The 26,829-nt window shown below is 68.2% G+C and carries 25 protein-coding genes and 8 pseudogenes; 19 read left to right on the top strand and 14 right to left on the bottom strand.

Features of this window, described 5'->3' with window-relative positions; translation table 11 throughout:
* Positions 1–285: 285 nt before the first annotated feature.
* Both ACZ3OF_RS19120 and ACZ3OF_RS19115 read right to left on the bottom strand, forming a co-directional pair.
* Positions 286–516, bottom strand: a complete 231-nt coding sequence (locus ACZ3OF_RS19120; RefSeq protein WP_361682129.1) for a hypothetical protein — start codon at positions 514–516, stop codon at positions 286–288.
* Between the two features lie 439 nt (positions 517–955).
* Positions 956–2,176 (bottom strand): saccharopine dehydrogenase family protein, encoded by a 1,221-nt coding sequence (locus ACZ3OF_RS19115; protein ID WP_467305712.1) that lies wholly within the window; start codon positions 2,174–2,176, stop codon positions 956–958.
* A 120-nt stretch (positions 2,177–2,296) separates the two neighbouring features.
* Here ACZ3OF_RS19115 and ACZ3OF_RS19110 point away from each other — a divergent pair, with 120 nt between their 5' ends.
* Complete coding sequence (locus ACZ3OF_RS19110) at positions 2,297–3,001, top strand: TetR/AcrR family transcriptional regulator (RefSeq protein ID WP_361682132.1); 705 nt, start codon at positions 2,297–2,299, stop codon at positions 2,999–3,001.
* Positions 3,002–3,095: 94 nt separating this feature from the next.
* Here ACZ3OF_RS19110 and ACZ3OF_RS19105 read toward each other — a convergent pair whose 3' ends face one another.
* A complete protein-coding gene (locus ACZ3OF_RS19105) occupies positions 3,096–4,055 on the bottom strand; it encodes a 5'-nucleotidase (RefSeq protein ID WP_361682135.1) in 960 nt (319 codons plus the stop codon).
* 554 nt (positions 4,056–4,609) lie between these two features.
* On the opposite strand from ACZ3OF_RS19105, the gene ACZ3OF_RS19100 reads away from it, so the two are divergent.
* Positions 4,610–5,440, top strand: coding sequence for a class I SAM-dependent methyltransferase (locus ACZ3OF_RS19100; protein WP_467305710.1), 831 nt, complete (start codon positions 4,610–4,612; stop codon positions 5,438–5,440).
* Positions 5,441–5,589: 149 nt separating this feature from the next.
* On the top strand, positions 5,590–5,802 hold the full coding sequence (locus tag ACZ3OF_RS19095) for a DUF2917 domain-containing protein (protein ID WP_361682138.1): 213 nt from the start codon (positions 5,590–5,592) through the stop codon (positions 5,800–5,802).
* Positions 5,803–5,949: 147 nt separating this feature from the next.
* Here ACZ3OF_RS19095 and ACZ3OF_RS19090 read toward each other — a convergent pair.
* A pseudogene (locus tag ACZ3OF_RS19090) lies at positions 5,950–6,093 on the bottom strand (IS5/IS1182 family transposase); the annotation flags it as partial.
* Positions 6,094–6,659: 566 nt separating this feature from the next.
* Here ACZ3OF_RS19090 and ACZ3OF_RS19085 point away from each other — a divergent pair.
* The 3 genes and pseudogenes from ACZ3OF_RS19085 to ACZ3OF_RS19075 all read left to right on the top strand — a co-directional run bounded on the left by ACZ3OF_RS19085 (position 6,660) and on the right by ACZ3OF_RS19075 (position 8,125).
* Complete coding sequence (locus tag ACZ3OF_RS19085; protein ID WP_389566344.1) at positions 6,660–7,112, top strand: phospholipase; 453 nt, start codon at positions 6,660–6,662, stop codon at positions 7,110–7,112.
* 21 nt (positions 7,113–7,133) lie between these two features.
* A pseudogene (locus ACZ3OF_RS19080) lies at positions 7,134–7,610 on the top strand (ATP-binding protein); the annotation flags it as partial.
* Positions 7,611–7,786: 176 nt separating this feature from the next.
* The gene (locus ACZ3OF_RS19075; protein ID WP_467305706.1) at positions 7,787–8,125 is read left to right on the top strand and encodes a hypothetical protein; all 339 of its coding nucleotides are present in this window, start codon (positions 7,787–7,789) and stop codon (positions 8,123–8,125) included.
* A gap of 128 nt (positions 8,126–8,253) precedes the next feature.
* Here the strand turns inward: ACZ3OF_RS19075 and ACZ3OF_RS19070 are convergent.
* A protein-coding gene (locus tag ACZ3OF_RS19070) for an IS5 family transposase (RefSeq protein ID WP_467305856.1) occupies positions 8,254–9,163 on the bottom strand; the annotation gives its coding sequence in 2 pieces (ribosomal slippage) (positions 8,254–8,824 and positions 8,823–9,163; 912 coding nt in all).
* Between the two features lie 561 nt (positions 9,164–9,724).
* On the opposite strand from ACZ3OF_RS19070, the gene ACZ3OF_RS19065 reads away from it, so the two are divergent.
* The 3 genes and pseudogenes from ACZ3OF_RS19065 to ACZ3OF_RS19055 all read left to right on the top strand — a co-directional run.
* Entirely contained in the window at positions 9,725–10,255 is a 531-nt protein-coding gene (locus ACZ3OF_RS19065) for a hypothetical protein (RefSeq protein ID WP_467305704.1), read from the top strand.
* A 2-nt stretch (positions 10,256–10,257) separates the two neighbouring features.
* Positions 10,258–11,001, top strand: coding sequence for a 2OG-Fe(II) oxygenase (locus tag ACZ3OF_RS19060; RefSeq protein ID WP_467305703.1), 744 nt, complete (start codon positions 10,258–10,260; stop codon positions 10,999–11,001).
* Positions 11,002–11,220: 219 nt separating this feature from the next.
* Positions 11,221–11,457, top strand: a pseudogene (locus tag ACZ3OF_RS19055) (hypothetical protein); the annotation flags it as partial.
* On the opposite strand, the gene ACZ3OF_RS19050 reads toward ACZ3OF_RS19055, so the two are convergent.
* The 3 genes from ACZ3OF_RS19050 to ACZ3OF_RS19040 form a co-directional block, all read right to left on the bottom strand.
* Positions 11,426–12,258 (bottom strand): IS5 family transposase gene (locus tag ACZ3OF_RS19050; RefSeq protein WP_467305854.1). Its coding sequence is split into 2 segments (ribosomal slippage): positions 11,426–11,701 and positions 11,704–12,258, totalling 831 coding nucleotides; the frame shifts between segments, so codons are not numbered across the junction. The pseudogene ACZ3OF_RS19055 and the gene ACZ3OF_RS19050 sit on opposite strands and share 32 nt — an antisense overlap.
* A 272-nt stretch (positions 12,259–12,530) precedes the next feature.
* Positions 12,531–12,905: a VOC family protein gene (locus tag ACZ3OF_RS19045; RefSeq protein ID WP_361681874.1), complete on the bottom strand. Its 375-nt coding sequence runs from the start codon at positions 12,903–12,905 to the stop codon at positions 12,531–12,533.
* 344 nt (positions 12,906–13,249) lie between these two features.
* Positions 13,250–13,519, bottom strand: coding sequence for a GlsB/YeaQ/YmgE family stress response membrane protein (locus ACZ3OF_RS19040; protein ID WP_361681871.1), 270 nt, complete (start codon positions 13,517–13,519; stop codon positions 13,250–13,252).
* A 24-nt stretch (positions 13,520–13,543) separates the two neighbouring features.
* Between ACZ3OF_RS19040 and ACZ3OF_RS19035 the strand changes: the two are divergent.
* The 4 genes and pseudogenes from ACZ3OF_RS19035 to ACZ3OF_RS19020 all read left to right on the top strand — a co-directional run.
* Positions 13,544–14,437 (top strand): annotated as a pseudogene (locus ACZ3OF_RS19035) (acyl-CoA dehydrogenase family protein); the annotation flags it as partial.
* A 67-nt stretch (positions 14,438–14,504) separates the two neighbouring features.
* Complete coding sequence (locus tag ACZ3OF_RS19030; protein WP_467305700.1) at positions 14,505–14,759, top strand: acyl-CoA dehydrogenase family protein; 255 nt, start codon at positions 14,505–14,507, stop codon at positions 14,757–14,759.
* A gap of 38 nt (positions 14,760–14,797) precedes the next feature.
* A pseudogene (locus tag ACZ3OF_RS19025) lies at positions 14,798–15,541 on the top strand (CoA transferase); the annotation flags it as partial.
* A complete protein-coding gene (locus ACZ3OF_RS19020; RefSeq protein WP_361681883.1) occupies positions 15,520–16,038 on the top strand; it encodes a CoA transferase in 519 nt (172 codons plus the stop codon). The pseudogene ACZ3OF_RS19025 and the gene ACZ3OF_RS19020, both read left to right, overlap by 22 nt.
* Here ACZ3OF_RS19020 and ACZ3OF_RS19015 read toward each other — a convergent pair.
* Positions 16,035–16,199, bottom strand: coding sequence for a DUF6233 domain-containing protein (locus ACZ3OF_RS19015; protein WP_361681865.1), 165 nt, complete (start codon positions 16,197–16,199; stop codon positions 16,035–16,037). The genes ACZ3OF_RS19020 and ACZ3OF_RS19015 overlap by 4 nt on opposite strands.
* Before the next feature lie 362 nt (positions 16,200–16,561).
* Complete coding sequence (locus ACZ3OF_RS19010) at positions 16,562–16,969, bottom strand: ATP-binding protein (RefSeq protein WP_467305851.1); 408 nt, start codon at positions 16,967–16,969, stop codon at positions 16,562–16,564.
* 177 nt (positions 16,970–17,146) lie between these two features.
* Between ACZ3OF_RS19010 and ACZ3OF_RS19005 the strand changes: the two genes are divergently transcribed.
* On the top strand, positions 17,147–17,404 hold the full coding sequence (locus ACZ3OF_RS19005; protein ID WP_467305864.1) for an STAS domain-containing protein: 258 nt from the start codon (positions 17,147–17,149) through the stop codon (positions 17,402–17,404).
* Here ACZ3OF_RS19005 and ACZ3OF_RS19000 read toward each other — a convergent pair.
* Positions 17,361–17,454, bottom strand: a pseudogene (locus ACZ3OF_RS19000) (DUF5133 domain-containing protein); the annotation flags it as partial. The gene ACZ3OF_RS19005 and the pseudogene ACZ3OF_RS19000 overlap by 44 nt on opposite strands.
* A gap of 363 nt (positions 17,455–17,817) precedes the next feature.
* On the opposite strand from ACZ3OF_RS19000, the gene ACZ3OF_RS18995 reads away from it, so the two are divergent.
* Positions 17,818–18,279, top strand: a complete 462-nt coding sequence (locus ACZ3OF_RS18995; RefSeq protein WP_361681860.1) for a TIGR03618 family F420-dependent PPOX class oxidoreductase — start codon at positions 17,818–17,820, stop codon at positions 18,277–18,279.
* A gap of 197 nt (positions 18,280–18,476) precedes the next feature.
* Positions 18,477–19,139, top strand: coding sequence for an ATP-binding protein (locus tag ACZ3OF_RS18990; protein ID WP_467305849.1), 663 nt, complete (start codon positions 18,477–18,479; stop codon positions 19,137–19,139).
* A gap of 69 nt (positions 19,140–19,208) precedes the next feature.
* On the opposite strand, the pseudogene istA reads toward ACZ3OF_RS18990, so the two are convergent.
* Positions 19,209–20,156 (bottom strand): annotated as a pseudogene (gene istA / locus ACZ3OF_RS18985) (IS21 family transposase); the annotation flags it as partial.
* 476 nt (positions 20,157–20,632) lie between these two features.
* Between istA and ACZ3OF_RS18980 the strand changes: the two are divergent.
* Positions 20,633–21,493: pseudogene (locus tag ACZ3OF_RS18980) on the top strand (IS630 family transposase); the annotation flags it as partial.
* Positions 21,494–21,510: 17 nt separating this feature from the next.
* On the opposite strand, the gene ACZ3OF_RS18975 reads toward ACZ3OF_RS18980, so the two are convergent.
* Positions 21,511–21,909, bottom strand: coding sequence for a hypothetical protein (locus ACZ3OF_RS18975; protein ID WP_467305697.1), 399 nt, complete (start codon positions 21,907–21,909; stop codon positions 21,511–21,513).
* A 553-nt stretch (positions 21,910–22,462) separates the two neighbouring features.
* On the opposite strand from ACZ3OF_RS18975, the gene ACZ3OF_RS18970 reads away from it, so the two are divergent.
* Positions 22,463–23,110 carry a YwqG family protein gene (locus ACZ3OF_RS18970; protein WP_467305695.1) on the top strand — a complete coding sequence of 216 codons (648 nt, stop codon included), beginning with the start codon at positions 22,463–22,465 and terminating at the stop codon, positions 23,108–23,110.
* Positions 23,111–23,873: 763 nt separating this feature from the next.
* Here the strand turns inward: ACZ3OF_RS18970 and ACZ3OF_RS18965 are convergent.
* Positions 23,874–25,106 (bottom strand): PP2C family protein-serine/threonine phosphatase, encoded by a 1,233-nt coding sequence (locus ACZ3OF_RS18965; RefSeq protein ID WP_361681851.1) that lies wholly within the window; start codon positions 25,104–25,106, stop codon positions 23,874–23,876.
* An 845-nt stretch (positions 25,107–25,951) separates the two neighbouring features.
* Between ACZ3OF_RS18965 and ACZ3OF_RS18960 the strand changes: the two genes are divergently transcribed.
* Positions 25,952–26,647 (top strand): restriction endonuclease, encoded by a 696-nt coding sequence (locus tag ACZ3OF_RS18960; RefSeq protein ID WP_361681848.1) that lies wholly within the window; start codon positions 25,952–25,954, stop codon positions 26,645–26,647.
* Positions 26,648–26,829 lie beyond the last annotated feature (182 nt).

Below are 26,829 nucleotides of genomic sequence, written 5' to 3'. Positions count from 1 at the left end.
ATTCGCAGACAGATCCCAGACGTCAACCAAGCCCAGCACCCTCCCTTGGGCATTGGAGAACAAAGCTCCAGTCGAGGGGTCGACCCTGCGCTGCTCCTGGGCTGGTGGTGGAACCTCCCTGATCGCCGGGGAGAGAGTCCACTGGCGCTGCCTGGAGGACGAAGGCACCCTAGTGGGCGACGCAGCGGGCGACGTTTCGCAGTCCAAGACTGCTCCGTGGACTGTGCTCTACAACCCCGACGACCCTGCCGAGGCGCGGTAGGCAGCGATCCTCACTGTCTGGCACTAGGACTTGTCCCGCCGAGCATGTGCCTGCTCCGCGCCGGACTCGTTGATGTGGGCATGGGGCGGCGTCATTTGACGGATGCCCATTGAGAACGGCTGCGGCCGTTCCTGCCGGTCAGCAACGGGCGTTGTCGCCGGTGGCGGGACCATCGACAGGTGATCGACGGAATTCTGCACCAGAACCGCTGACGCGTCATCCGGGGCCGCAAAGAACTCGCCGATGATGCTCACCCAGGCATCATGCCGCACCGCCCACGATCATGATCGGCCGGACAGCTGCCAGCATGCCGGTCCCGTGGCAGTGCCAGCAGCTTCCCCTGGCGTACTGCGTGCGGCGATGGCGCCGGCGGTTCCTGCAGGAGCCGGGCGATGACCGTTGCCTTGGGGCTGCGTGCGAGCCATCTCCTGCCGCCTGCCGAGCGTGACCTCCAGGGCTACGCCGGGGCGGCGAAGCGGGAGTCCAAGGAGATGCCATGGGTGACTGCGCGGAGCCCGTCGTGCACATCGCTCATTCTGTACACCCATGGCACCAGGCCGACAGCCGGCCGTCCAGGCGCGCAGAGGACGACATCGACGCACGAGACGGACGACGGGATCTGTCCTAGGAAGGCGTGGAGCGCTGGTGTCTCGGACGATTCTGGTGTCGTGGAGTCGCTGCGGGAACGGCGAGTCAGCGCTGCATCCGCAGCCCCCATGGGGCTCCGTAGGCGCCGAGCAGGTCGAGGAACGGGCGGGGCGGCAGCGCTTCGGGGCCGAGGACGCCGCTTGCCTTCCACGTGCCGTCGGCGATCAGTTCCAGGGCGATCACTGGGTTGAGGGCGGTCTGCCAGACCACGGCCTGGGAGCCGTACTCCCGCATCGTCCACTCGTTGTCGACCACGTGGTAGAGGTACACCTCCCGGGGCGTGCCGTCCTTGGTTCCCTTGATCCAGGTGCCTGCGCAGGTCTTGCCCTTCATCCGGTCGCCCAGGGTGGCCGGGTCGGGCAGGCAGGCGGCGACCACGTCGCGGGGGGAGACCTGGAGGGGTCCGTCGGGGCCGGGGAGGGTGACCTTGGCCGTGGAGTCGAGGCCTAGGTCGCGGAGGGTCTTCAGCTTGGCGATGAAGTCGTCGCCGAGACCGTATTTGAACGTGACCCGGCGTGCGTCCAGCCAGCGGGGCATGAGGAGAACCTCCTCGTGTTCGACGTTGACGCACTCCACCGGGCCGATGCCCTCGGGGAAGTCGAAGACCTCCGGCTCGCTGAAGGGCGCTGTGGTGAACCAGCCGCGGCCCCTCTCGTAGACGACGGGCGGGTTGAGGCATTCCTCGATGGTGGTCCAGATGTTGAAGGACGGTGCGAAGTCGTAGCCCTCGACGGTGAGGTTGGAGCCGTCGCGTACGCCGATCTCCTCGATCTCGTCGAAGAGTTCATCGGCCGCGTAGCGGGCGAACACGTCTGACAGGCCGGGCTCCACACCCATGCCGACCAGGGCGAGGCGGTCGGCGTTCTTCCAGGCTTCGGCGAGGGCGAACTGCTCGTCGCCCAGCTTGACACCGCACTGTTCGTAGGGAGTGGTCGGGTGCGGCACGGACAGCGACATCGCCATGTCGAGGTAGTGCGTGCCGGCGGCCAGCGCCGCGTTGAACAGGGGCATGACGAACCTGGGGTCGGTGGCGTTCAGCAGCACGTCGCAGTTCTCCTCGGTGAGCAGGCGGCGGACCGCCGCCTCGTCGGAGGCGTCCAGACGGCGCGCGCTGAACCGGCTCTGGTCGCCGAGCGCGGCCACTGCGGCCTGCGCGCGGACCGGGTCGTGGTCGGCCACAACCATGTGGGTCAGGAAGTCACGGCGGGCCGCGATACGGGTGACGGCGGTTCCGACGCCGCCCGCACCCACAAGAAGTACTCGCATCTCACACACCACTTTCGCTGGACGGCCCCGGCGAACACCGGGAACGCCTCGATGCAACACCGCCCCTACCGTTAAGGTCTACAGCGTTGGCATAAGGAGCGATGGCGGGGTGGTGGAGTGATGCCGAAGAAGGTGGTTGCGGAGGCGGAGCGGCGTAGACGGCGGCCGACCCGGCAAGGCTCCGTGCTGTCGGAGAAGCTGATCGTGGAGACGGCGCTGCGGATGCTGCGCGAGCACGGCAGTGCCGGACTGACCGCACGTCGACTCGGGGCCGCTCTCGGCGCCGACCCGAGCACCCTGTACCGGTACTTCGCCGGCCTGGACGGCCTTACGCGGGCGATCGGCGAGGAGCTGATGGGGCGCGCCCTGGACAGCTGGACAGCCACCGGGAGCTGGCGCGCCGACCTGCGTTCTCTGGGGCTGGCGATCCACGCCTCCTATCTCGCCCACCCCCAGGCCGCGCTGCTGACCGCCAGCCGTGTCACCGGCCGCCCCCGGGAGATCGAGGTGGACGAGACGATCCTCGGTATCCTGCGCGACGCGGGCTTCGGCGAAGCGGACGCCGTCGGCGTGTATCACGCCTTCATCGACCTGGCTCTGGCCTTCGCCGCCCTGGACTCGGGCGCACTGGCCGTCAAGGACGAGGCCAGAGAGGCGGACGAGGGCATGTGGGCCTCCACCTATGCCCGGTTGCCCCGCGAGACCCATCCGCACATCGCCGCCACCGCGCACCTGCTGGCAGAACGGATGAATCTCAGCGCCTATCCCGACGTGCTGGACACACTCCTGGACGGCGCGGAGGCGAGGCTCACCGGCGCACGGTAGGCCGGCGCGACGGATCCCCGCCTTGCGGGCGCCCTAGCCTCATCCAGGCACCGTTCACCCGGGGACAGCCCGCCTGCTGGCGCTGTGGCCGGTGTCAGGCATTCCGCGGGTCGCCGAGGAGGACCGGCTCGTTGATCTTCCCGAAGGGCACGTGGACGCTGGGGGTGGTCCGCGACGTGCTGACCAGGTGGCTTGCCTGGTCGTCGAAGAAGATATGCGGCTTGAGAACTTTCATGATCTCACCCTTGTCGATGCCTCCGAGGAAGAAGGCGTCGTTGACCGTCACTCCCCATTGTTTCAGGCTCATCACTGCCCGCTCGTGCGCGGGGGCGTTGCGTGCGGTGACGAGAGACACGTGAAGACGGATCCGGTATTCGGCGTCCCCCTGCCGTTCCGCTTCCTCTCGTCGCTGGATGCGATTGATGCCGGCAAGGAAGTCTTTCAGCGGCCCAGCGTCGTGCGGAACCGCGGCGTTCAGCACCTCGTGGGCGCGAAACCCTTCGAGGCCTCCCCTCTGGTAGACCTGCTCCGATGCGTCGGTGGCCAGCACGCCGTCGAAGTCGAAGGAGATGCGCAGGTCGTGATCGTCGGTGTCGTCCTCGTACGGCTCTCCCAGGACGTGTCCCGCCGGCAGGCCCTGTGAGACGGCCTCGCGGACGTCGCTGTCGTTCGCCGACAGGAACAGCGACATGTTGAGGGCCGGCATGAACGGGTAGGGCGAGCGGCCTTGCATGAAGATGGCCCGGCTTATCGACAGCTCGTGGGCCTCTATCGACCGCATGACACGAAGCCCGGTGTCCGGGTCGTTCCGGGACAGGACGATGACCTCGACCAGGGGGTCGCCGTCCTCGCTCAGGTCGTTCAGTGACAGCAGTCGGCGGATGAACGGGAACGCGACCCCGGGGCGGAGTGTGTGGTCGAGGTGCTCTGCCTGGTAGGCGCGGTAACTCTCTTCGCCCTGCTCCCGGAAGACGGCGTCCGACTCTGCGAGGTCGAACAGCGCGCTGGAAGCGATCCCGATGACAAGCCGGTTCGCCAGTTCGTAAGCGACCACAGCAACCTCTTTTGATCAGCCCGCTCTCGTCGCTCTCAATCATCGCACCGGCCTCATTGCCGGGCCTGCCGCACAGCCCCCGAGCAGTCCGGAAGCACTCCGGCGGGTACCTCCCAACGACACAGGCAGGAGCCCGGCCCACCATCCACCCCGGCAGCAGGACCACATACAAGTCCATCGCCGCTCGCTCACTCGACCTGGTGCCATCCCTAGCGTCAGAGAACCGGCGCGCGGCCGGCTGCGTCTCGCACATGGACCTTGTCCACGAGGTGCACGTCTGCGAGCCAGGGCCTGGCGGTCCTGGACGTCACAGCCCCACGAAGCGCAGCAGGCCGCCCGAACTGTCATGACTGTGCTGGAGAAGGTGTGGGCCACCCTCGGTATGGCGGGCGTCCAGGCCGGCATGGACGTACGCACCACTCCCCCACCGACACGCTCAACCAGCAGCGCATCGCTCCTGCGTGAACTTCCCGACTCGCATGTCTCCGTGAGAGCCAGTGCATGTCCGCTGCGGAGGCAGACCGGGTCCTAGCCCAGGGCTCGTCCGGCGGATCATGGGCCCGAGCCAGGGCCGGACCGAGGCGGGGGCCGGCCAGTGCCCTGATCGTGTTGACCGCCCCCGGCAGGCAGTGCTGGAGTCGGCACGTGGACAGCATCCCCGCCAACCGTCGGGTCTGGACCAGATCAGCAGCGCCTACCAGCACGAGAACGACCCGCAAATCGGCGCCACACCGCGGCTGTGGGGCATGCACTCCATCCCCGACGCGCGCCTGCACGCCTTGGGCGGCGTCACCGGCAAGCGCGTCCTCGAAGTTGGCTGCGGTGCCGGCCAGTGGTCCAGGGCGCTCGCCGCCGAGGGCGCCACCGTGGTCGGGCTCGACCTGTTCGAAGCCCAACTCGACGCAGCGGCCCGCGCGATGGGAGCGGCACACTACCCGCTGGTGCAAGGCGCCGACGAACAACTCCCCTTCGCCGCCGACAGCTTCGGCCTAGTGTTCTGCGACTTCGATGGGCTCAGCTGGGCGCCCCCGCACCTGGCCGTCCCGCAGGCCGCACGCGTCTTGGGCCGAGGCGCGCGCCTGGTGTTCAACGTCGCCAGTCCATGGTTCGAAGCTTGTCATGACGAAGCCGCCAGCCGCCTGACCACGACGCTGCAGAAGGACTACTTCGGGCTGAACACCATCGCCGAAGACGACGGCGCGACCAGGTATCAGCTCACCTACGGCGACTGGGTCAAGGGCCTGCGCGGCGCGGGTCTCATCATCGACGACCTCATCGAGCCGCGGCCCGAACTCGGAACACCCAACGGTTACAACGAAACCGACCCACCCGACTGGGCACACCGCTGGCCGGCGGAACTGCTCGGGGTAACCCACAAACCGTAAGTTCCGCCGCGCCGAGACGTGAAGGAATCCCCTCGCCGGGCAGGCCTAGTGATCTGAGTCAGAGATTCGTCGGCAGTAAGGGCTGCCCCGCAAAGTGCCGGTGGGACGAAGGCCACCTGAAGGGCGCCGATGCGGGCTGGACGGATAGCGTGCAGAGGTTCGTGGAGGCAGCGGGGGGACAAGTGGGATGCAGCAGGTTGCCTGTGGAGAATGTGGGCGACGGCGACCTCTGGCTCTTCGTAGAGCCGTACGGTGAGGACCACTGGCTGAAACCCGGGGAGGCCTTCACGGTCGCTCCGGAGGTTGAGGGGATCGGTGTCGGGTTCTCCCCCGCTGTCTGCCAGGAGGGCATCGCGGTGTGACTCTTTGAGGACGGTGACCCGGCCAAGGTCGTCCTGGAGTACACAGGTGACTGACGCGGACGGCAAACAGCTGGAGTGCGGGCACCAGAGGCCCCCGAAACGGCAGGCCCCGGCGCGGCTGAGCCGGGCTGAACCCCTCGCTCATCGGGTCCAGTAGCGGTAGTTCTTGGACTGCCCCGCCACACTGTGGTCCCGTGTCGGCACCAGGGTGCCGTCCACGATCAGCACCGTGTCCCTGCGGAAGCGGCTTCGCGGCCGCAGCGCGAGCACGGGCCCGACATGGCTCACGATTCAGCCCCGCAGCCGCACGCACCCGAGCCGCCGAGCCTGGCACTCGTCCCGTACCCAATATCCAAGTCGACCGGTATGGAGTCGGTGGGAGTCCGCCCTGCCATGAAGCCCGTGCCCGGCTTGTGGAGTCCCAGCAGAAGCCGGCCCACCCCGGAGCCTGACCCGGCAGGGCTCTCTGGCCGTATCCACACGCCATCCTCGCGGCTGTTCCTGAGGTCGCTCCTGCAACCGTGCTCCTGCCCGGCTGCCCTGGTTGCTCCGGGGCGAACGGGTCAGATTGGTCGGGAGGCCGGATGCCTCTGTCGACGGGGGCTCCTTGACGTTGCCGGGAGCGGTGCGGAAGGCCGTGGGGGCTGTCGGCGTCGGCAGGCCGCGACGGGAAGTGTGCCCTTGACGCTTCTAGCCCTGTCCGCTCCACCGATCCGTCCGCCCCTGCGTTCGGTCCCGCCGATATTTCCGCGCGAAGGCCAACACGCCAAGGTCTATACAAACGCTGTTGCCCCGTCAATCATCTTGTCATGCACCTGCGGCCCATAAGGCGGGCCGCAGTCTCATGGAGGTGTGGGATGCACCAAAGACTTTCCGTCGGCCTGTCCGCCTCGGCCCTTGCCCTGCTCACCACCGTCGCCACAGCCACTGTCGCCACGGCCGCCCCTGCCGACAAACCCCAGGTGCTCTCCAGCTGGACGCAGACCAGCGCGTCAAGCTACAACCTCTGGGCCGCCGCCCGAGCCAATCAGGGCGCCTGGTCCGCCTACGCCTTCGACTGGTCGACCGACTACTGCTCCACCTCGCCGGACAACCCCCTCGGCTTCCCCTTCTCGATGTCGTGCGCCCGACACGACTTCGGCTACCGCAACTACAAGGCCGCCGGCACCTTCAGCGCCAACAAGTCTCGCCTGGACAGCGCCCTGTACGAGGACCTCAAGCGCGTGTGCCTCAACTACAGCGGTGCCACGAAGACGACGTGCAACAGCACGGCGTGGACCTACTACCAGGCGGTCAAGGCCTTTGGCTGACCGGCCTCCCGCGCCACCACGCCCCGCACCCTCGCCAGCTGCGAGAGGATCAAGAAGAGCCAGCCTCTCTGCCTCATCGACGACTCCGGCACCAGCAAGTCCCCTGCGTCGCCCCGGGCGACGAGGCCGCGATGAAGGGCTACGGCGTCCGCCGCGCCCTCGCGACAAGGGTGGTGAACGAGCTGGTCGGGGCCGCGGACGAGAAGCAGCTGAACAAGACCATCGCCCGCTACGGCCGCGTCGATCTCCTTCGCATCGATGAGCTCGGCTACGTGGAACTCGACCGCCGCGGCGCCGAACTTCTCTTCCAGGTCCTGACCGAACGCTAGGAGAACAGCGTCGCCATCGCCTCGACGAGTCGTCGTTCGGCGGCTGGACCAAGACCTTCACCGCCCCCGTCTCTGCGCGGTCATCGTCGAGCGACTCACCTTCAACGGCACCATCATCGAGACCGGCACCGACTCCTACCGCAAAGCCAGCACCCGAGCCCGCGCTTAGGAGCCCGCCAAGGCCGGGCGCTCGGCTCCGTCGAGTCGTCATCCGGTCCATTGGCGCCTGCGTGTGCTGACGTCCTCGAACGTCGCGGAATCGGTGTTCGCCGGGGGCCGGCCGCACGAAGATGGACACCGGCGAACACATCTCATGGGCCGGGGGGGTCGTACTACAGAGCGGTGATGAGCAGCGAGAGGACGAAGGGGGCGATCAGCAAGTGCGCGGGGGTGACCCGGGCGCCGGGCGGCATGGGCGACGTGGACCGCGACGGACGCAACAGCCTGTTCGCCTACGGCAAGAGCGGCTCATTCCTCTACCGGGGCACGGGCGTCGCCGTGGCGCCGTTCGCCCCCGCGCGAGTCCAGCTCCGTCCACCCGGCGACGCCGACTCCGGGCCACCCGATCGTCTGACACGTCCGGCCCGCCGGACGGGACATCCGAAGGACGGCGGGGCGGTCCTGGACCCGGCGGGGGCTGCCGACCCAGCTCTGCTCGGCTGGTTCTTGACCAAAGCACGGTAGGTACACGTCAGCCCCGGGCGGACCTGTTGTTCCAACAGGTCCGACGGGGGCTGGGCTAGACCCGAGCCTCGTGGCCTGGTCGAAGTCGGCCCGGCGCACGCCGAGGCGGATCGCGGCCTGGTTGGGGCCTAGGCAGTGTCTGACAAATGATCACGGACTGGTTCGCGGAGCCAGAGGATCAGCGAGGCGAGGACAACTCCGGCGCGGTAGCGGTCGGCGAGCTTGTCGAACCTGGTCGCGATCGCGCGGAACTGCTTGAGGCGTGCGAAGCATCGTTCGACGACGTTGCGGTCGCGGTAGACCTCCTTGTCGAATGCGGGCGGCCGGCCGCCGTGGCGCCCCCGGCGCCGGCGGTTGGCCGCTTGGTCGCGGCGCTCGGGGATCGTGACGGCGATACCGCGGCGCCTCAACAGGTGCCGGATCGCCCGGCTGGAGTAGGCCTTGTCACCCAGGACTCGGGGCGGGGTCGTGCGCGGGCGGCCAGTGCCGGCTATCGAAGCGCGGATACCTTCGAGGACCTGACCGAAGGCGGTGGCGTCGTTGACGTTGCCGGGCGTGAGCACGATGGACAGGGGAAGGCCCCGGCCGTCGACGGCGAGGTGGACCTTGGTGGTCAGCCCGCCTCGGGACCGGCCGAGGGCCTGGCGCGTCTGCGAGCGGCCCGGATCTTCCAGTTCGTCCCCGTCAGCGGCCCCTTTTACGTGCGCCGGCGGCGTGCTGGTGGGCACGGTTGACCGTGGAGTCGACGGCGACGGTCCACTCCACCTGGCCCATCGCGTCGTCGCGGACCTGCACATGCTCCAACAGCCTTGCCCACGTGCCATCCGCCTCCCAGCGGGCGAACCGCTCGTAGACCGTCTGCCACGGCCCATACCGCTCGGGCAGGTCACGCGACGGAGCCCCAGTCCGCAACCGCCACAGCACACCGTTGACCACCTGCCGGTGATCACGCCTCGGCCGACCACGCCCATCCACCTGCGGCAACAAGGGCTCTATCCGCTCCCACACCGCGTCCGTCAACCCACCTCGACCTGCCACAAGATAATTATCAGAGACCCAGGTCAGGACACCGCACTCGACCAACTTCATTGGCAACGGACAACGACGCCGGGCGGCCTGGCCCCGCGTCAGAGCGGTGTTCCCACACCGCACGTGCGGTCACCCGGTACGGAGCGGCTCAGCGCTGCTTGGGACTACCGCGCATCGGTAGTCCCCCGAGCCGGTCCCCGCCCCGCCTCCCGCCCCCTTCCGCCGCGTTGGGGACGTCCTGCTTGCCTTGTGGGTTCACCCCAGTCTAATCTCGTCATCATGACGATAATCGCTCAGCGGCCCCTGCTCCCTGCGGGCATTGACTCCAGGGGCCTCGATCCGCCGCCGCGCGCACGGCCGTGACGTCGAGCACGAGCCCGGAGCCATGCCGGCGCGCGCACCAGCCACCCGGCGGCCGCCTGCCACCGGACCACCGGACCACCGGACCACCGGACCACCGGACCACCGGACCACCGGCAGAGATCAACACAAGGCGGTCCTCATTTCAACGCTGCGGCACCCCAGCGCCTGATCCCTGATGCACGATCCCTGCTCTCCGATCCACCGCTCGTGCACTTCAAACCCTCGAAGACTCCGGCGCTCGTGGCGCCGCGTGCCGACGCGAAGAAGCGCGTCGATCGAAGTGTGAACTCGGATGGCGCAACCCCTCTCATCCCGGAGAAATCCACCCGCCAGGAGCGTTTCGTGCGCCACGCCAGTCCCCCTCCGCCCTCCTCCACGCTGCACCCTGTTCTCCTCGATTGCCTTTCCGGAATCCGCTCAGTCCGAGCGTTCGAAGCGGCCGACTACGTTCGCGAGAAGTGTCGAGTGCGGGCCTCGTACGACTTCGTCGAGCTCTATCCGGAACGGCTCACGATCCCGTCCGGCGAGAGAGAATCACACAAAAAGAGTTGGCCGGAATTCGCCCACCTCGAATTCGAGGAACCGGCAGCACGCTTGGAGTACCTCCACAGATTCAACGAGCACAAGTACGTGGCCGGCAGTCCCGCCATTCACCTCACTGTGCCGCCCGCGGCCGTTCTGGACGCTTGGGGCCGCGGCCACGGTGGCATCGACAATGACCTCAGGACGGAAAAGTGAGCATGTTCGGAATTCCGGTAAATCCCTTCGACCTCTCCAAAGAAACGCTGAGCCGAATATCCGCCGATGACTCATGGGCCCCGACCGAGTCGGAGATCCCCCACGTCGATGCCAGGGTGATCCGCCATTTCCTCACTCCGGCTGAAGTGGAGGTATTCGCGGCCGAACTCGCTGCCCAGCGCTTTGTGCCGGTGGGCCTAGACGGCATTGCCGCCAACTACGCAGAGGGAGATCCGGTCGGCTCTCTCCGTGCCACGGCTGACTCCGAAGTCTTGGCGGCAGAGTTCTACCGCAGGCTGCGGACGTTTCTGTCGTCTGAAGTAGGACCGGACGATCCGACGGATTCAGACGGAAGGCACTGGAAGCCGGCGTCCGTCAATCCGCGTATGCGCTTCATCACGTACGAACACGGCGGATTTCTTGTCCCGCACTACGATTCACCCTATTTCGCCCCCGACGGAACGCGAACTCACCTGACGGTCGTCGTCTACCTGTCGTATGAGGCAGTGGGCGGAGAAACGCGGTTCATCGCCGACAAGCAGAACGACCTTCCCTTTGCGCAACGCGACTTCTCGGACTGGCCCCGACTCGCAGAGCCTGAGGAAATATTGAGCGCCCACCGCCCCGAACCGGGCGATGCGCTCCTCTTCTGGCATCGGACGCTTCACGACTCGGCCCCGCTTCTTGAGGGTACGAAAACAATTCTCAGAACCGACGTGCTCTACGAGCCCATAGACGTGCCTTGAGCAACAGCAAGGCAACCGTCGCACAGGAGGGCCCACGTGGTACCCGCCCGGGCTGGTGACACCGGGTGGGCGCCCAGGGCGGGCTTCGGATTCGACGACGTGCATGTCGTGCTCCCCCTGAAGGGATCTTGCGTGCAGGGACGGTAACCCGCATCCCATCTGGGGCGGAACATCTTTCGATAACAGGGCGTGCCGAGCCCGCAGCGGGTGGTGAGGGGGGCCTTCGATAAGGAGGTCTACCGCGACCGCAACCTGGTCGAACAATGCTTCGCACGCCTCAAGCAGTTCCGCGCGATCGCGACCAGGTTCGACAAGCTCGCCGACCGCTACCGCGCCGGAGTCATCCTGGCCTCGCTGATCCTCTGGCTCCGCGAACCAATTCATGATCATTTGTCAGACACTGCCCAGGTTCTGTCGTCAAATGTCACGCCCACATCAGGAGTGAGGCAAGGGTGACGGCCGCTTCGTAGGACTGGGCGGTCTTGTCGTAACGGGTAGCGATGCCGCGCCACTGCTTCAGGCGGTTGAAGCACCGTTCGACGACGTTGCGGTGCTTGTAGGCCTCGCGGTCGAAGGCCGGCGGGCGGCCACCTCGGCTGCCTCGCCGGGCCCGGTTGCGGACCTGGTCGGCCCGCTCGGGAATCGTGTGGGCGATGCCCCGACGGCGAAGCCAGGCGCGGATCGCCTTCGAGCTGTAGCCCCCTTGTCACCCAGGACGTGACCGGGCCTGACCCGTGGCCGCCCAGGTCCGATCCGGGGCACCCGGATCGCCTCCATCACGGCGGTGAACCGGGTGCAGTCGTTCGCGTCGCCGCCCGTCACGACAAGAGCGAGCGGCCGGCCCCGTCCGTCGCAGGCCAGGTGGATCTTGCTGGTCAGACCGCCTCTGGACCGGCCGAGGGCCGGGTCGCGGAGCCCCCTTTTCGGGCCCCCGCCGCCTGCTGATGGGCCCGGACGACCGTTGGAGTCGACCGACACCAGCCACTCGATGTCGCCCGCCGCGTCCGCCTTCGCCTGCGCGGCCCGCAGCATCCGGTCGAACGTGCCGTCCGCCGCCCACCTGCGAAAACGCGTGTGCAGCGTGGCCCACGGCCCGTATCGTTCGCGCACATCCCGCCAGGCCGTCCCGGTCCGGAACTTCCGCACGATCCCGTTCAGGATCCTGCGGTCGTCCAGCCGCTTCCGCCCCCGCAACGACTCGGGCAGCAACGGCCGGACGAACTCCCACTCGGCATCGGACAGTTCATGGCGACGTATCACGACACCATGATCCATCACCCAAGATCATTTGAAGACACCCCTTAGGGGGACGTGCCGGTCGAGCAGCACGGGCATGTCCCGGCGCCGGGCGAGCGCGGCGACCTGGTCGGGGTGGACGTCAGGGAAATCGACGTCTCTCCCAGGTAGACCAGCAGACCGGCCCGGACGGCGTGGCCGGCCGCGAATGCCGTCACCCGCGGCCTGCACGCGGCGAGCCCAGGGCCTCGGTCAGCCGGTTCGCCGCCGTCTGGACACCGAGCCAGGGACGTTCAGGCGCCCGGAAGGAAGAGGCAGAACGGATGGCCGTGCGGGTCACGTAGAACCCTCACGTCCTTCTGGGGCTGGTATTCCTCGAGCGTCGCGCCCAGGGCGCAAGCCCGTTCGGTCTCCGCCTCCAGATCGTCGACCTGGAGGTCCAGGTGCGCTTGCATCTGCTGAGAGCCCGGGCGCTGCGGCCAGGTGGGGGGAATGTGATCGGTTTCCAGCTGGAAGCTGAGGCTGGGGCGTTCCTGTTCTGGATCCCGCAGGCGGACCCACTCCGGCGTTCGGTCGACTTCCTGCCACCCCAGCAGGGCTCGATAGAAGTCGGCTAACGCGGGAGGGTCGGGCGTGCCGAGGACAAAGGCACCGAGCATCGTCGTCATTGCTCCAGTCTTACCCCGGCACGCGCCTCCGCACATCTGTGTGGCAGCCGCCAGTGATAGCGCTTTCGCTTCCGAGTGGGGCGGGCGCACGATGCTGTGCGTCCGCCCTGCGCGCCGCGCCCTACTGCTCGGGTTGCCGGCGGTCGCCGCCGTACGCACGACGGGTCGCGTCGGTCACCTTGTCCCTCTGCGCCTCGCACCTGTCCCGGTATCCTCGTCCATCAGGAGATTTCTCCGGGTGTGCCTGTGAGTCGTGTGCGGTGCCCGCTACCCCTCTCCCGCGGGCCCGAGACCTCCTTGAAGGGCGGGTCCGGTTCGTCCGTGATGCGGGCTGGAAGGCCTGATCAGGAGTGTCGTCGGTTGCCGGCGACAAGGCGGTAGAGGACCAAGAGGATCACGGAGCCGATGATGGCCGCGATCCAGGTGGAGAGCTCGAAGAAGCCGTCGATGGAGTCGACGCCGAATATGACCTTGCCGAGCCATCCACCCAGGAGGCCGCCCGCGATGCCGATCAGGGTCGTGATGATGATGCCGCCCGGGTCCCTGCCCGGCATGAGTGCCTTGGCGATGAATCCGGCGATCAGACCGATGAGAATCCACGCGATGATGCCCACGATGTGCCTCCTAACTGCAGATATATGGTTTGCGTCAACAAGGCGTCTGCGCTTTTCGAGAGCTTCCAAACCTGCGGTCCGCCACCGGCTCTGGACGGCCTGGCAGTCCGACGTGTGCGGCTCGTGGAACACGGTGGCTATCACTCATCGCTGCCTCGCCGCGGCAGTCTGACCGCAGTCGACCGGGGCGGCCGGGTGGCCGGGGAAAGGGAGGCGGGCGAGCCGGGGCCCGCGCGAGTCCTGCCTGAGGAGTACGGCGGCCGGAACCTCTCGTACACCGCACTCGCGGCGCTCAAGGAGGAGATCGGCGCCAGCGGACGCGTCCTGGTCCACAGCGTCCTCGGCGACATGGGCGGCCCCCTGCGCGCCGGCGACATCCTCCAGCACGCCGCCGAACACCAGCTGAAGGAGTACCTGCTGCCGCTCATCCGCGGCGAGCGAGCCTGCTGCTTCTCCCTCACCGAGTCCGACGCCGGCTCCGACGTCCGCTCCACGCGCACCACCGCCGAGCGCGACGGCGAGGGCTACCGGCTCACCGGCCACAAGGTCTTCAGCTCCGCCGGCCCCTTCGCCGACTTCGCCATTGTCGTCGCCCGCATGGCCAGCACCGGCGAGACCGAGGGCGACAAGCCCTCCTTCTCCGCGTTCCTTGTCGACCTGGACAGCCCCGGCTGCCGCGTCGAGCCCGGCGCCACACCCATGTCGGGCGAACACATCGAGAGCGACATCATCCTGGAGGACTGCTTCGTCCCGGCCGCCGACCTCCTCGGGGAGGAGGGCAAGGGCATGCGGATCGCACTCGGGCGGGTCACCACCAACCGTCTCCTGCACTGCCCCACGGTCCCCGGCGCCACCCGCCGGGCCCTCGACCTGACCCTGGAGCGCACCCGGCACCGCAAGGTCGCCGGCGGACAGCCCCTCCTCATGCTCCAGGCCATCCAGCGCAAGGTCGCCGACATGGCCACCGAGCTCTACGCCCCGCTCCATGACGTACGCGGCGCTCACCGCGCTCGACCAGGGAGCCGACGTACGGACGGAGGCATTCATGTGCAAGCTCTTCGTCGCCGAATCCGCCTTCCGCATCCTCGAGCAGGCTGTCCAGATCCACGGCAAGGAAGGACTCACTCAAGGCAACGAGGTCGAATTCCTCTTCCGGAAGATCCGCATGTTCCGCATCCTCACCGGAACCTCTGAGATCCAGCGCAACGGCATCGCCCAGGGCCTCGCCTTCAGGGCCTGAACCTCTGCCTATTGCCCCGTCGTCCCTGAGGAAGACCCATGCACCCTCACCAGCCGCCCACCGCTCCGTCCTGGTCCGCACTGGCCGGCAAACGGATCCTCGACCTGTCCCGGCTCCTGCCCGGCCCCTACGCCACCTCCATGCTCGCCGACCTCGGCGCCGACGTGATCAAGATCGAGGAGCCGGGCACAGGCGACCCTGCCCGCTTCGCCCCCGGCCTGTTCGACGCCCTCAACCGCAACAAGCGCTCCGTGACCCTCGACCTGCGCCAGGATCACGACCGGAACACCTTCCTGCGCCTCGTGCACACCGCCGGAGTCCTCGACAGCCTCGGCCTCGGCCTTGACGCCCTGCGCCGAGCGAATCCGGCCATCGTCCTGTGCTCCCTCAGCGGCTACGGACAGACAGGCCGCTACGCCGACAAGCCGGGCCACGAACTCAACCTCCTCGGCCTGTCCGGATTCTTCACCGTCCCCGGGCGCATCGACGGACAGATCACCCGCCCCGGCGTCCGCGTCGGCGACATCGCAGGAGCCATGCACGCGGCCCTCGCCCTGGCGGTCGCCCTGGCCGGCCGTACCGAGAGCCAGCACATCGACGTGTCCCTGAGCGACTCCATCACCGCCTGGTGCTCCCTCTTCGCCCTACCGCTCAAGGACATCGAAAACCCCTTGGCCGCCGGCCTGGTCCAAGGCGACAACGACGTCTTCGAAACCGCCGACGGCGGCCTGCTGTCACTCGCCACCTTCGAGGACAAGTTCTGGCATCGCTTCCGCACCGAGCTGGCCCACGACTTCCCCGTCCTGGCCACCCCGCCTACGACCGCCGCGCCCAGCGCACAGCCGCCCGGCAAGAAGTCCACGACCTGCTGCGCCAGGTCTTCCAGGCCCGGGACTACGCCTGGTGGCAGCAACGGCTCAGTACCTTCAACGCCCCCTGGGCGCCCGTGCTCACCCACCCCGGCGAACTCCTCGACGACCCGCAGGCCGTCGCCCGCGACCTCTTCACCACTCCCGCCCGCCCCGGTGCCGGCCCTCAGGCCCGTTTTCCGGTGACCTTTCGAGGCCGGACTGGACACTTTCCGCAGCCCCGCACCCGAACTGGGGCAACACAACAAGGAGATCCTCGACGAACTCGAGGCCGAAGCAGCACGCTGACCATCGCGCTGTGTCAGCTCTTGAGCCGCGGTGCAGGAACCGGACTTGGTCGAGGTCACGGCCACATTCATTTGAGCCCTATGACCCTCGAGTCTCAGCCGAGGATGCCGAGTTCGGACTAGGGTCGGCAGATTCCGCAGGCCCGGATTCCGCCTTCGGTGAGCGAGCGGCGAGCGTCGTCGCCGCTGAGAGGTCGCTTCTGCGGGCCGGCGAGCGCGCAGTCCTCGATAGGGACGCTGTCCGCGACCGGGCGACCGTCGAGCGCAGGTAGGAGATCACCCACCCGGGGCCCTGCGGCAGGACCCGGACGGGGCGCATCGCGGCCTCGCGGGTCTCGGCCTCGGCTATCGGAGCCCTGACCCGGTCCGAGGCCAGCACGAGCCAGTGCTCCAGTGTCCGCAGCCGTGGCAGGTCGGGCGGCAGCTCGGACATCGCACAGGCACGACCTTCAACTCGACCTCCCGCTCTGACATCTGCGGGGGGCCCGCTCCCACGCCCGGCCCAGGAAGCCGGCGCCGCGGTCGCGCCGGCTCCTGCCCCAGGACCTGTCCGGCTCATCTTTCGGCTACGCACACCGGGCGACGGGTGAGCAGAGCGGCGGCCGACCGCCGAAGCCCTTTCGTCGTACCGGGCAGGGGTGGCCGTCTACGCCAGGCTGGGAGCGTTGGCCAGGGCGATGCGTGCGGTGATGCGCTTTCCAACCGGCTCCTGCTTGATGAGCAGCTCCTCGGTGACGGCTTTGACGATCTCCATGCCGTGCTGACCAACCCGGCCCGGATCGGCGGACCGGGCCGCCGGAATGATCGGGTCGCTGTCCCACACGACGATGTCCACGCTGCTCATGCTGACGCGGAGCTCCATCAGAACGGGGCCGGGGGCGTACTTGCAGGCGTTGGTCACCAGTTCGCTGACGACCAGGCTCGTGAGGTCCCGCGCGCGTTCCGACACCGGCAGGTCGTGCTCGGCGCGGGCCTTGTCGAGGAAGGCGGCGGCATGGTGGCGGGCGTCAGCGATGCAGCCGCCTTCCCCGTCGAGCGCGTAGCCGGCGCACATCAGGTACCCGCCTGAAGGAGGCTGTGCGCTGCTGTCATGGTCGGCGTAGGGTCTCACTGGAGTCATCCTCATTCCCGTTCACGCGGCCGGGTGCCTCTCCGAACCTGGGGCGGGTGGGGGCAGAACCGGACCGCGCACGCCCTGTCGGAGGGCAGCATAGACGGCGTTGAGGAGACCATGACCAGCAACGACCAAACCGGACGGCCCGCCCGACTGGCCGCGGCGCACCGGGGTGGTCGACGGCGTCCGTATCGCCATCCTGGACGGCTAATCGACTACGAGGAAGGAGACGTCCTACGCGGTGCCCTGCTGCCCAAGGACGGCCCCGTGCTACCGGTCGTCGCCGACATGAGTGGCGTGACCTTCCTGGACTCCACCGGCATCAACTTCCTCGTGGACCCGGTAGGGCACGCGTCGTGTTCGATGCGTGCCTGAGCGAACCGGGCCAACACCTCGCGCAGCTCCTTCTCCGCCGGAAGGATCATGGTCATGCCTCTCCCCTCACAACCCTCCTCGCGGAGCCGTCCCGCGAGATGGTGACAGTTCCCTGGCAGCCGGACGCCAGGACCCCCGGCCCCGGCAGCGTCAAGGAGAACGTCGAATGCCCCGCATGGAATTGCTTATGCCGCAGTGCTCACGGCCGTCGACCTGCTTCTCGAGTGTCCACAGGGTCACTGCTTCTTCCACCGTCGCCCGCACCGTTTGGTGTCCACCCGTTCGGAGGGCATTCTCCCCCGAGGGGACGTGCTGTGCTGGGTGACGCTCGGGTTGAGGCCTGTTGCGAAAGTTGGTAGACGCATTTCTGAGTAGCGTGGAATGCCCAGACACACACACGAGTTCAGAACGTCATGACGCAAAAGCCCGCAGCTCCCCGCTCCCTGTCCGACGATGCTCTCTCCGAACTGCTGAGCACTCAGCAGTTCGGCACTCTCGCCACCAATAAGCGCACTGGCCATCCTCATCTGACCACCATGCTCTACAGCTGGGACGCCGAGGAGCGCATCGTGCGGTTCTCCACCACTGCCGACCGCGTCAAGGTCAAGCACCTCCGACGCGACGCGCGCGCGGCCGTGCATGTGCCGGGCGGCAACGTGTGGTCGTTCGCCGTGGCCGAGGGCGAGGCCGAGGTCTCCGAGATCACGACCACGCCGGGGGACACGACCGGGCGAGAGCTCCTCGCGATGATTCCGGAGGCTGCGAAACCTGAGGATGAGAGCGCGTTCCTGGAGCAGTTGGTCGCCGAGCGCCGGGTGGTCATCCGCCTGAAGGTATCCCGGCTGTACGGGACAGCACTCGACATCAACAGCTAAGACTGGTCACAGCCACTCGTTGATGACTGCGACCAGCACTATTGCCTCGTAGCGGACGGCGAGCTTGTGATACCTCGTGGCCACCGCGCGGTGGCGTTTGAGGCGGTTGATGCCGCACGCGAGGCGTTCGCGGTATACGAAGCCAGGGCGGGGAAGAGCCGGTAGCTGCGGCCCAGGAGGCCAAGGAGGGTGTCAGTGTGTGTCTTCATTGGCCTTCCCTTCCACAGGCACGAACGCAGGCACGATCACGCTCTGTGGGACGTGGGGATCTGACGAACGGCCAGTCGGCCCGGCTAGAGCCACTGCTGCCGCAGGGCGTAAAGCCGAGTCGTCCGCCGGTGTGGACTCGGCGGCAGCTCCTACTGCGGTTCGCCGGCCTGCCAGAGCGATGGACCTTGAACGACTTCGACTTCGCCGCCCAGCCCGGCGTCGACGAGAAACTCATCCGCGACCTGGCCACCCTGAGGTTCCTCGACAACGCCTCCCACGTCCTGCTGGTCGGCCCGCCCGGCGTCGGCAAGACGATGCTGGCCGTCGCACTCGCCCGCTCCGCGGTCGATGCCGGCCACCGCGTCTACTTCACCACAACCGCCGAACTCGCCGCCAAGTGCCACAAGGCCGCACTTGAAGGCCGCTGGTCGAGCATCATGAGGTTCTTCGCCGAACCCCGCCTGATCGTGATCGACGTTCACGACGGGGCTGTGGCAGGACATCGCCGGTGGTGGTCCGGCGCCCCTGGCCCGTGGGCAGGCCGTCCCAGTGGCCCTCTTCGACGACCCGGACCCCGCGGCCGATCGCCCGCGGATGGGTCGCCAGCAGCGTCTCGCCGTCGGCATTCGCAATGGTGGAATGCAGCATGATCTGCGACTTCGGATCTCCACCAGCTGCCGGGGGCGGACCCTGCGGGCAGGCACCGAGTAAAGGTTGCCGCCGAAGGCGACCAGGCAGTCCTTGCCGACCGGTCGCAGGTGCCGCTCGGCCACCAGATAAGGGGTCGGCGGAAGTGGCTTGAGAGCCACGTGATCACGGGCCGCCCGTTGACCGATGATCTGCTGGTGGGTCCGGTGGGCCTGAGCTCGTCGCTGCGGGACCCAGGTGATGAAGGCGGCGTCCATCTCCTCGACGGAGGAGAAGGACCGGCCGGACAGGACGTGGTCGCGGACGATCAGGACCTGGCGCTCGACACGGCCCTTGCCCGTGGGCCGGTAGGCGGCCAGAACGTCGATATCGAAGTCGTAGTGGCCGGCGAACCCGACCGCTTCCGAGTGCAGTGGGACCGCCTCACCCGGGGCGACGTGGCGTCGCACGACGGTCTTGGTCCGGTCGTAGACGATCGTCATCGGCACCCCGCCGAAGTGCGCGAACGCGCGGCGGTGGCAGTCGAAGAACGTCTGCAGGTCCTGGCTGGTGGTGAAGCAGCAGAACGGGTCGCGCGAGTACGACAGCGTCATGTGGAAGGAGTAGACCTTCTCGATGCCCATGTGGGCGAGGATCTTGCCCTCGTCGTCCCAGTCCACCTGGGCCTGGGCGCCGGGGATCACTTCGAAACGGCGGTGCATGCCCGCCAGCTCATTCGGCGTGATGCCAAGTTCCTCGGCGATCCGGGGCCGGGCTTCCTGGACGTAGAGCTTGGTCCGCTGGTAGTTGCCGGTGAACCCGTACTCCTGGGCGAGCCGCTCGTGGATCACGGCGGCCTTCATCAAAATCTCCGCACGCAGCATCGAGTCGACGAGCGGCGCGAACTCGTCGATCACCCTGACCCCTGACCGGCCGTTCGGCGACCGGCGCGGAGGTGCGGCGGGTCGGTCGGCTGCCAAGTACTTTCTGACCGTCCGCCAGTTCAGGCCCGTCTCCTTGGCGACCTCGGTCAGGCTCATCGCTCCGGACTCGACCAGGCCACGAAAGCGCCGTAGCTCCAGCCAGCGCTGCGGATCCAGGACGACCACAGCCACCCCATCTCTGCGACCTCGACCAACAGGCAGCAGAGTGCCGAACCCTGAACCTCAGCACATCAGGAACCCTGCACGTTCATCCGTACGCGGCCCTGCACGTTCATCCGTACGCGGCCCTGCACGTTCACGTGTACGCCGACACCGCGGCGAAAAAGCGTCTCGGTGGAAGTCCGCCTGAGGCACGAGACAGAGCCGTCGTCTGCGGGTGGGGGGCGTATCCGCAGACGACGGCTGGAACGAGGCCCTCGTTCAGCTCCCCGCTTGCCCCCGAATCCCTCCGGCACACCCGCCTCTTCCAGGAGACGAGGCGCAGCAAGCCCTGGCGCTCCCAGTGTTGTCCGAAGAGCTCGCCAGGGCACCGGCTACCAGCCGTGGGACCAATTGGTACGCAGAAGGCTCGTGCGCCCGGACGCCCCAGGCTCAACCCGGCTCAGATTGCGAGACTGGAGCGGGAGTTGGAGCGTGGACCACTCGTCCACGGCTGGGCCGATCAGAGGTGGACGCCGGCGCGAGTCAAGACGCTGATCGGTCGACTTCCACGTTCCGTACACGGTGGAAGGCACGTGGCGGCTGCTGAAGCGGCACGGCTGGTAGTGGCAGCAGCCCGCCCGCCGGGCGATCGAGCGCAACGATGCAGCGATTGAGTTGTGGAAGAAGGAGGTCTGGCCACGGGTAAGAGCTGTGCGGCGGCGTGTAGCGGCTGGATCGTCTTCGAGGATGAGGCCGGCCAGTCGATGACGCCGCCGCGCTCTCGAACCCGGGAACGGATCGGCCGAACCCCGGTCGTCCGGGTTCGCGGCCGGGGCTCCGGACAGGTGTCGATTGCGGATATGACCTGCCACAAGTCGGCCGAGCGGCCCCGGCTGATCTACGCCATCCGCGAGTACCGAGGGCGCAAGGACGAGCCGAAGGGCTTCGGCTGGCGGGACCTCCGCGACCTCTTGGTGCGTGCCCGCATCCAGCTCGGCGGACCGATCGTGCTGGTCTGGGACAACGTCCGCCTCCACCTGACCGCCGGGATGCGGAAGTTCGTCGCCGCGAATGCCGCCTGGCTCACAGTGTTCCAACTCCCCACCTACGCGCCGGACCTGAACCCGCGGGAGGGCATCTGGTCGCTGGTCAAACGCGACATCGGCAACCTCGCCGTAGCCGACCTGGGCCAGATCACCAGGGCCGTGAAGCGCAGGCTCAAGCAGATCCAGTACCGCCCGGATGTCGTCGACAGCTGCCTTGCGGGCACCGGCCTCATCACGGACGACTGAGCGGCGCTGCAGATTCGTCAGTCGCCGTAGTACCGGTCGTAGGAGGCGGAGCGCTCCTCCACTGAGAAGCCCTCGAATTCACCGTCTGCCTCGAGTTCGCGCAGTCGAGCCAGAGCCGCCGCCGCAGCAGGTGCACGGTTGGCCGAGAGGTGGGCCTTCGTCGCGTCGAGCCCGTGCCCAAGCAGGAATTCGATGTCGATCGAGCACGCTGCGTCGAAGCTGGCTTGCTTCGCACTCCAGATCAGGAGTACGTCGTCGAAGTCGCCGCTGTTGAACAGATGGAAGCAGCAGAGCCTCATCAGCTCGGTGTCGCCCTCGCCCTGGGAGCGTCGCTCATGCGCCGTGTGCTCCCGCAGGAGTGCACGGATCTCGTCGAGGTCCCCGCCGACGGGGCAAGGCCGTAGCGGTGCCAGCATTCCTCGACATCCATCGCTGGTCGCCTAGATCGTCCGGCTTGGCCCGTGGCCTATCGGCCCCACCCATCGCCGTTCGGTCGGACGACGACCCCTCTGCCGGTCACAGTATGCAACACCGAGGGCCAGCCCATGTGGGTCGGCGGTCACCGGCGCAGGTGACCGATGGTCCACGCCACCCGACATCACCCAATCAAGTTGAGTAGCGGAGATTCTCGGTGAAGTCGTAGCCATCACCGATGATCCTGTCACCTCCGACACCTGCAGCAGCACACCCCCGCCCCCCGGCAGTCTGAGCACGTTTTCCCACACCGCCTGGTCCCGGGGCGATGCGCCCCACTGCAGCGGCGAGCTACGGCGCACATCAACTTCCTGGGCCGCTACCTGTTCGACATGGCCACCAGCGAGCCCGCCCAGGGCCTGCGGCCCCTGCGCGGCCCGGACGAGGCCGACCCCCGCGGAAGAGGAGCAGGACGAGGGTCAATCCGCGGTGTCCCGCGCAAGGCGCCCGCTCCCCCTCCCCCGGCCTGTCACAGGCGGCCAGTAGCCTCTCGCCATGCAGACAGCGCTAATGATCTACGACGGCTCCGCACCGGCCGATTCCGACGTCCCGCGTACCGGGGGCGTGCCGCTGGCTCCTGCCGGATTCGCCTGGCCCCTGTGCGGCTGCGGGGGGCCGCTTCAGTTCTTCGCCCATCTCCCCGTCGAGGACGGTGTCCTGTCGGTGTTCCTCTGCCAGAACGACCCCGGGGCGTGTGAGTTCTGGGACGCGAGCTCCAGCGCGAACAGGGTCTATCTGTTTCTCCGGGAGGAACTGCGGCCGGTAGCCGTACCCGAAACGGGATTGACGCTGCTGCCCGCCACCTCCGCCATCCGCACCCACGTCGTGACGCTCGACCCCGACGACGCCTGCGACGAGGAAGGAATCGAGCCTGACGCCTACGACCTTGCCCGCTCCGGCTGGAAGCGGGAACCCGAAGAACGATTCGGGAAGCAGCGCGAAGTGCTCGGGTCGCTCGGAGGCAGTCCCTCCTACCTTGAGGACGACCGCCTGCCCGTGTGTCCCTCCTGCACCGACACGATGGAGTTCGCGGCACACCTGGAGGAGGGGATAGCCCGGGAGACCGCGATGAACCTCGGCGGTCAGCTGGGCTACGTCTTCGTCTGCCGCCCTTGTCGCGAGGGAGCCTTCCTCACGGACTGAGGGCCAGCTGCGGAGCCGGTGCCGCCCGTGCGCGGCGTGGCGCCAGAGGGGCAGCGCGAGTGCGGGCACGACGCACTTCGCGCGGCGGCGACCAGGAATCCTCTGCCCTACCGCCGTGAGAAAACTGCTTGGCATGGATGTACCAGTTCCGACTTAGTCTCGATCGTTCCAACTGACTAGCGCAGGGAGGAGCACCTATGGCACGGAGCAAGATCGCCCGACAGCTGGCCGACGAGATCCGCCTGCACGACTGGTCCGACGCCCACATCCACCTCGATCGGGCAGGGCACAACACCAGAAGCACACCAAGAGCCACCCCAGTGACCCTGTGCTCACCTCCGGGAGCCAGTCGCTCTCGGCAGAATCCGGCTCCATCAGTCAACCGCGGCCGCGGCTTGTGCTGTCGTTGCCCTGCCGGGCCTTGCGTCGCTGCTCGCTGGAAGCGGGAACACGACGTCATGGTCGCGGACGTCGCCCGGCTCCCCCGCTCAAGCCCGCCAACCTCAACTGCCTGGCCTAAGGCTTCCGTACTGCTGTCCCGGTCGGCAGCGACCTACGCCCCCTGCGCGGCCCCTTCGGCATCGAGGACGGCGAAGACAGCTGGCGGTGAGCCGACATGCCCCCGGCTGCGACCAGCCGGTTTCACCCGCGCCGCGGAGAAGGCGCGCGACGGCGACGGATGGGGGCGCTGTCGCCGCGGGTGCCGGTGCGGGTGCGGGTGCGGGTGCGGGTGCGGGTGCGGGTGCGGGTGCGGGTGGCGGGGTCATAGCCGCACGACGATGAGGGCGGTGTCGTCGGTGAGGCCGGCTGGGGGGATCAGGTCGGTCAGGAGGGCGTCGGCGAGGGTGTCAGGGTCGGTGGCGCGGTGCCGGGCGATCGAGTCGGCGAGGCGGGCGAGGCCGGTGTCAATGTCCTCGTGGCGGCGTTCGACGAGCCCGTCGGTGTAGAGGACGAGAAGGCAGCCGTCGGTGAACGCGGTCTGGGCCTGGGGGCGGGAGACGTGTTCGGGGCGGGCACCGAGCGGCGGGTCGGTGGCCTGGTCGAGGAAGGCGACCGTGCCGTCGGGGCGGCACAGGGCGGGTGGGGGGTGGCCGGCGCTGCTGTAGGTGAGGGTGCGGGTGTTCCAGTCGATGAAGACGGATGCGGCGGTGGTGGATTCGGCGCCGTCGACGGAGCGGGCGTACAGCCCGAGGACGTCCAGTGCCTGGGCGGGGCCGGCGGCGACGCGGGAGGCTGCGGACAGGGCGCTGCGGAGCTGGCCCATGACGCCGGCGGCGCGTAGGCCGTGGCCGACGACGTCACCGACTGCGACGGCGGTACGGCCGCTGCCGGGCAGGTCGGCGAGGTCGTACCAGTCGCCGCACACGTTCAGTGCCCCCTTGGCGGGCCGGTAGCGCACCGCTGCACGGTGGTGGCCGAGGGGGCGAAGGGCGGGCAGCATCGCCTCCTGCAGGTGGAGGGCGACCTCGCGTTCGCGGGCGTGGGCCTTGCGCAGGCGTTCGTTGACCTCCTGCAGTTCCCGGGCGCGGGTGTAGAGCTCGGCTTCCAGGACCCGTGCGCGATCGCTGCCCGTCCGACCGCCGCGGGCGCGGATGAGTTCGGTGACTTCTTCGACCCGGTGCAGCAGCAGGGCCACGCTGCCGTCGGGGGCGAGGACGGGGACGTTGATCGGGCTCCAGTACCGCTCCTGCCACACCCCGGGCCGCTCGGGGTCTTCCACGTCGTAGCGCTGCAGGGCCATCGTGTCGCGCTCCCCGGTGGCCGCCACCCGGCGCAGTGAGGCGTACAGGTTGCGCATGCCGGTGGCGGCGGGATCGCCGGGGTTGTCGGGGAAGACATCGAACAGGAAACGCCCGATGAGCTGGCTCCGGGTACGCCCGGAGAGCGATAGATACGCCTCGTTGACTTCCGCGTACACCAGGTCCGGCGTCAGCAGCGCCGCACCGGCGGGAAGGGCCTGGAAGACAGCGTGGTAGTCGACGCCGGGTCCGTTCACGCTGCCACCTGCCGTCTGCCTGCGGGTCTCGTCGGAACATGAGCGCTCCCCACCATGGCACGCGCGCGGGCCGCGGGCCTGTCGTGGTGCGCCGTATGGACCGTCCGGCCCCGCGCCAGAAGGCGCCGACGTGAAGCGGGCAGCGGTGCTCTCGGCGGCAGAGTTCGGCAGCATGAAGCTGGTCTGCGATCTCTCGGTTCCGCGCCGGTGCGCCACCTGCACGAGCACCACCCCCGTGACAGTGGAACACCGGGGTCTCTCACGTTCATGACAGTGAGGCCTGTCCCTGAAACGGACCCTGACCAGCGCCAACGCACAAACCCTCGCTGTCTCTCACCTCAGGGTCACGAAATCGAGAGATCGCAGCCAGGCCCGGCGCGCCCGCCAGGATCACGTGGCGATGATCTTGGGTGACTCTGTGTCAGTGGTGACCGCTACATTGACCTGTTGCGCGGGATTCGCGCCGTGACCTGGGGAGGGACGGCTTTGCCGTTAGTGAGCGGATACATCAGGCGGAACGGGACCGTGGTCGGGCCGTACTGGAGAGCGCCGGCCGGCACGAGGAAGCAGACCGCGTTGGCCATCGGGATCGTGGCGGCCGTGTTGCTGTTCGGCAGCTCCCCGCCATCGACGGGCAGGGGGGCGGGAACAGAGCGGGCGCCGGTTCCGCGGTCGTCGTCGGTGGTGACCTATCCGATCAAGTGGCCGAGCTCGGGTAGGGCGGCGCCCCATCCGGCGCCGACCGTGTCCTACCCGATCAAGTGGCCGGGGTGGAAGGAGACCGCTCCGCGGCCGGCTCCGACAGTGTCGTATCCGATCAAGTGGGACCGGAGCGGGGGTGAGAGGTGAGCCGGCGCCCTGCGCGACGCCGTCCGGCGAGGCGACGCTCACGTAAGAACTCGGGTGGTGACCAGCTCGTTCTCATCGGCGGCGGTGTGCTCCTGGTGTGGCTGCTCCTGACGGGCCTGGTCAATTTCCTCGCCGCCCATCCATGGATTCCGGTCGTCCTGGTGCTCCTCGCAAGCGGGGCGGTGGCCGCCTGGGCGGTGCGGCGGCAGCGGGCAGCGCAGTGGGAACGGGTGCGGTCGCAGGGGCTTCGGTACGCGCTGACGCAGCTGGACGCGCTGCACCATCGGCAGTTCGAGCACGCGGTGAGGGACCTTATGCACCGCGACGGATGCGCGGACGCCGTGCAGGTCGGCGGTGCCGGGGACAACGGCGCCGACGTGAAAGCGACCGACCCTTTCGGACGGCGGTGGGTCATCCAGTGCAAACACCGGCGAGACGGCCTGGCCGGGGCGGCGATCGGTACCCCGGACCTGCAGGTCCTCAACGGCACCGGCCGCCCCGTCCACGAGGGCGACGTCGTCGTCCTCGTCACCAACGGCAGGTTCACCAACCCGGCAGTCGAGTTCGCCCGCGACCAACGACTGCACCTGGTCAACCGCGCAGTCCTCGCCGAATGGGCCGGCGGCTCCAAACCCCTGTGGGAGCTACTGCGGGCAGTACCACCCCCTCGACGGCCCACGTCCCTGTCCTAGGCATCGTCCGACGGCGGACCCGCTCGATCGCCGGCCCTCGTGTCCCCCGGTGCTGCTTCGTGTCGGAGTGAGAGTTCGAGCCCTTGGCAAGAGGGCCCAGTCAGCGAGAAGGCGACCCCGGCCTGGGGCGCCTTCTCTCGCTGTGAGGCCAGGCCGTCGTCAGGGTGCCGCCGTAGGCCACG

The sequence above is a fragment of the Streptomyces sp. NPDC022552 genome (assembly GCF_055561875.1).
The sequence above is the reverse complement of the archived record's forward strand: the minus strand, read 5'-3'. Positions and strand labels throughout refer to the sequence as shown.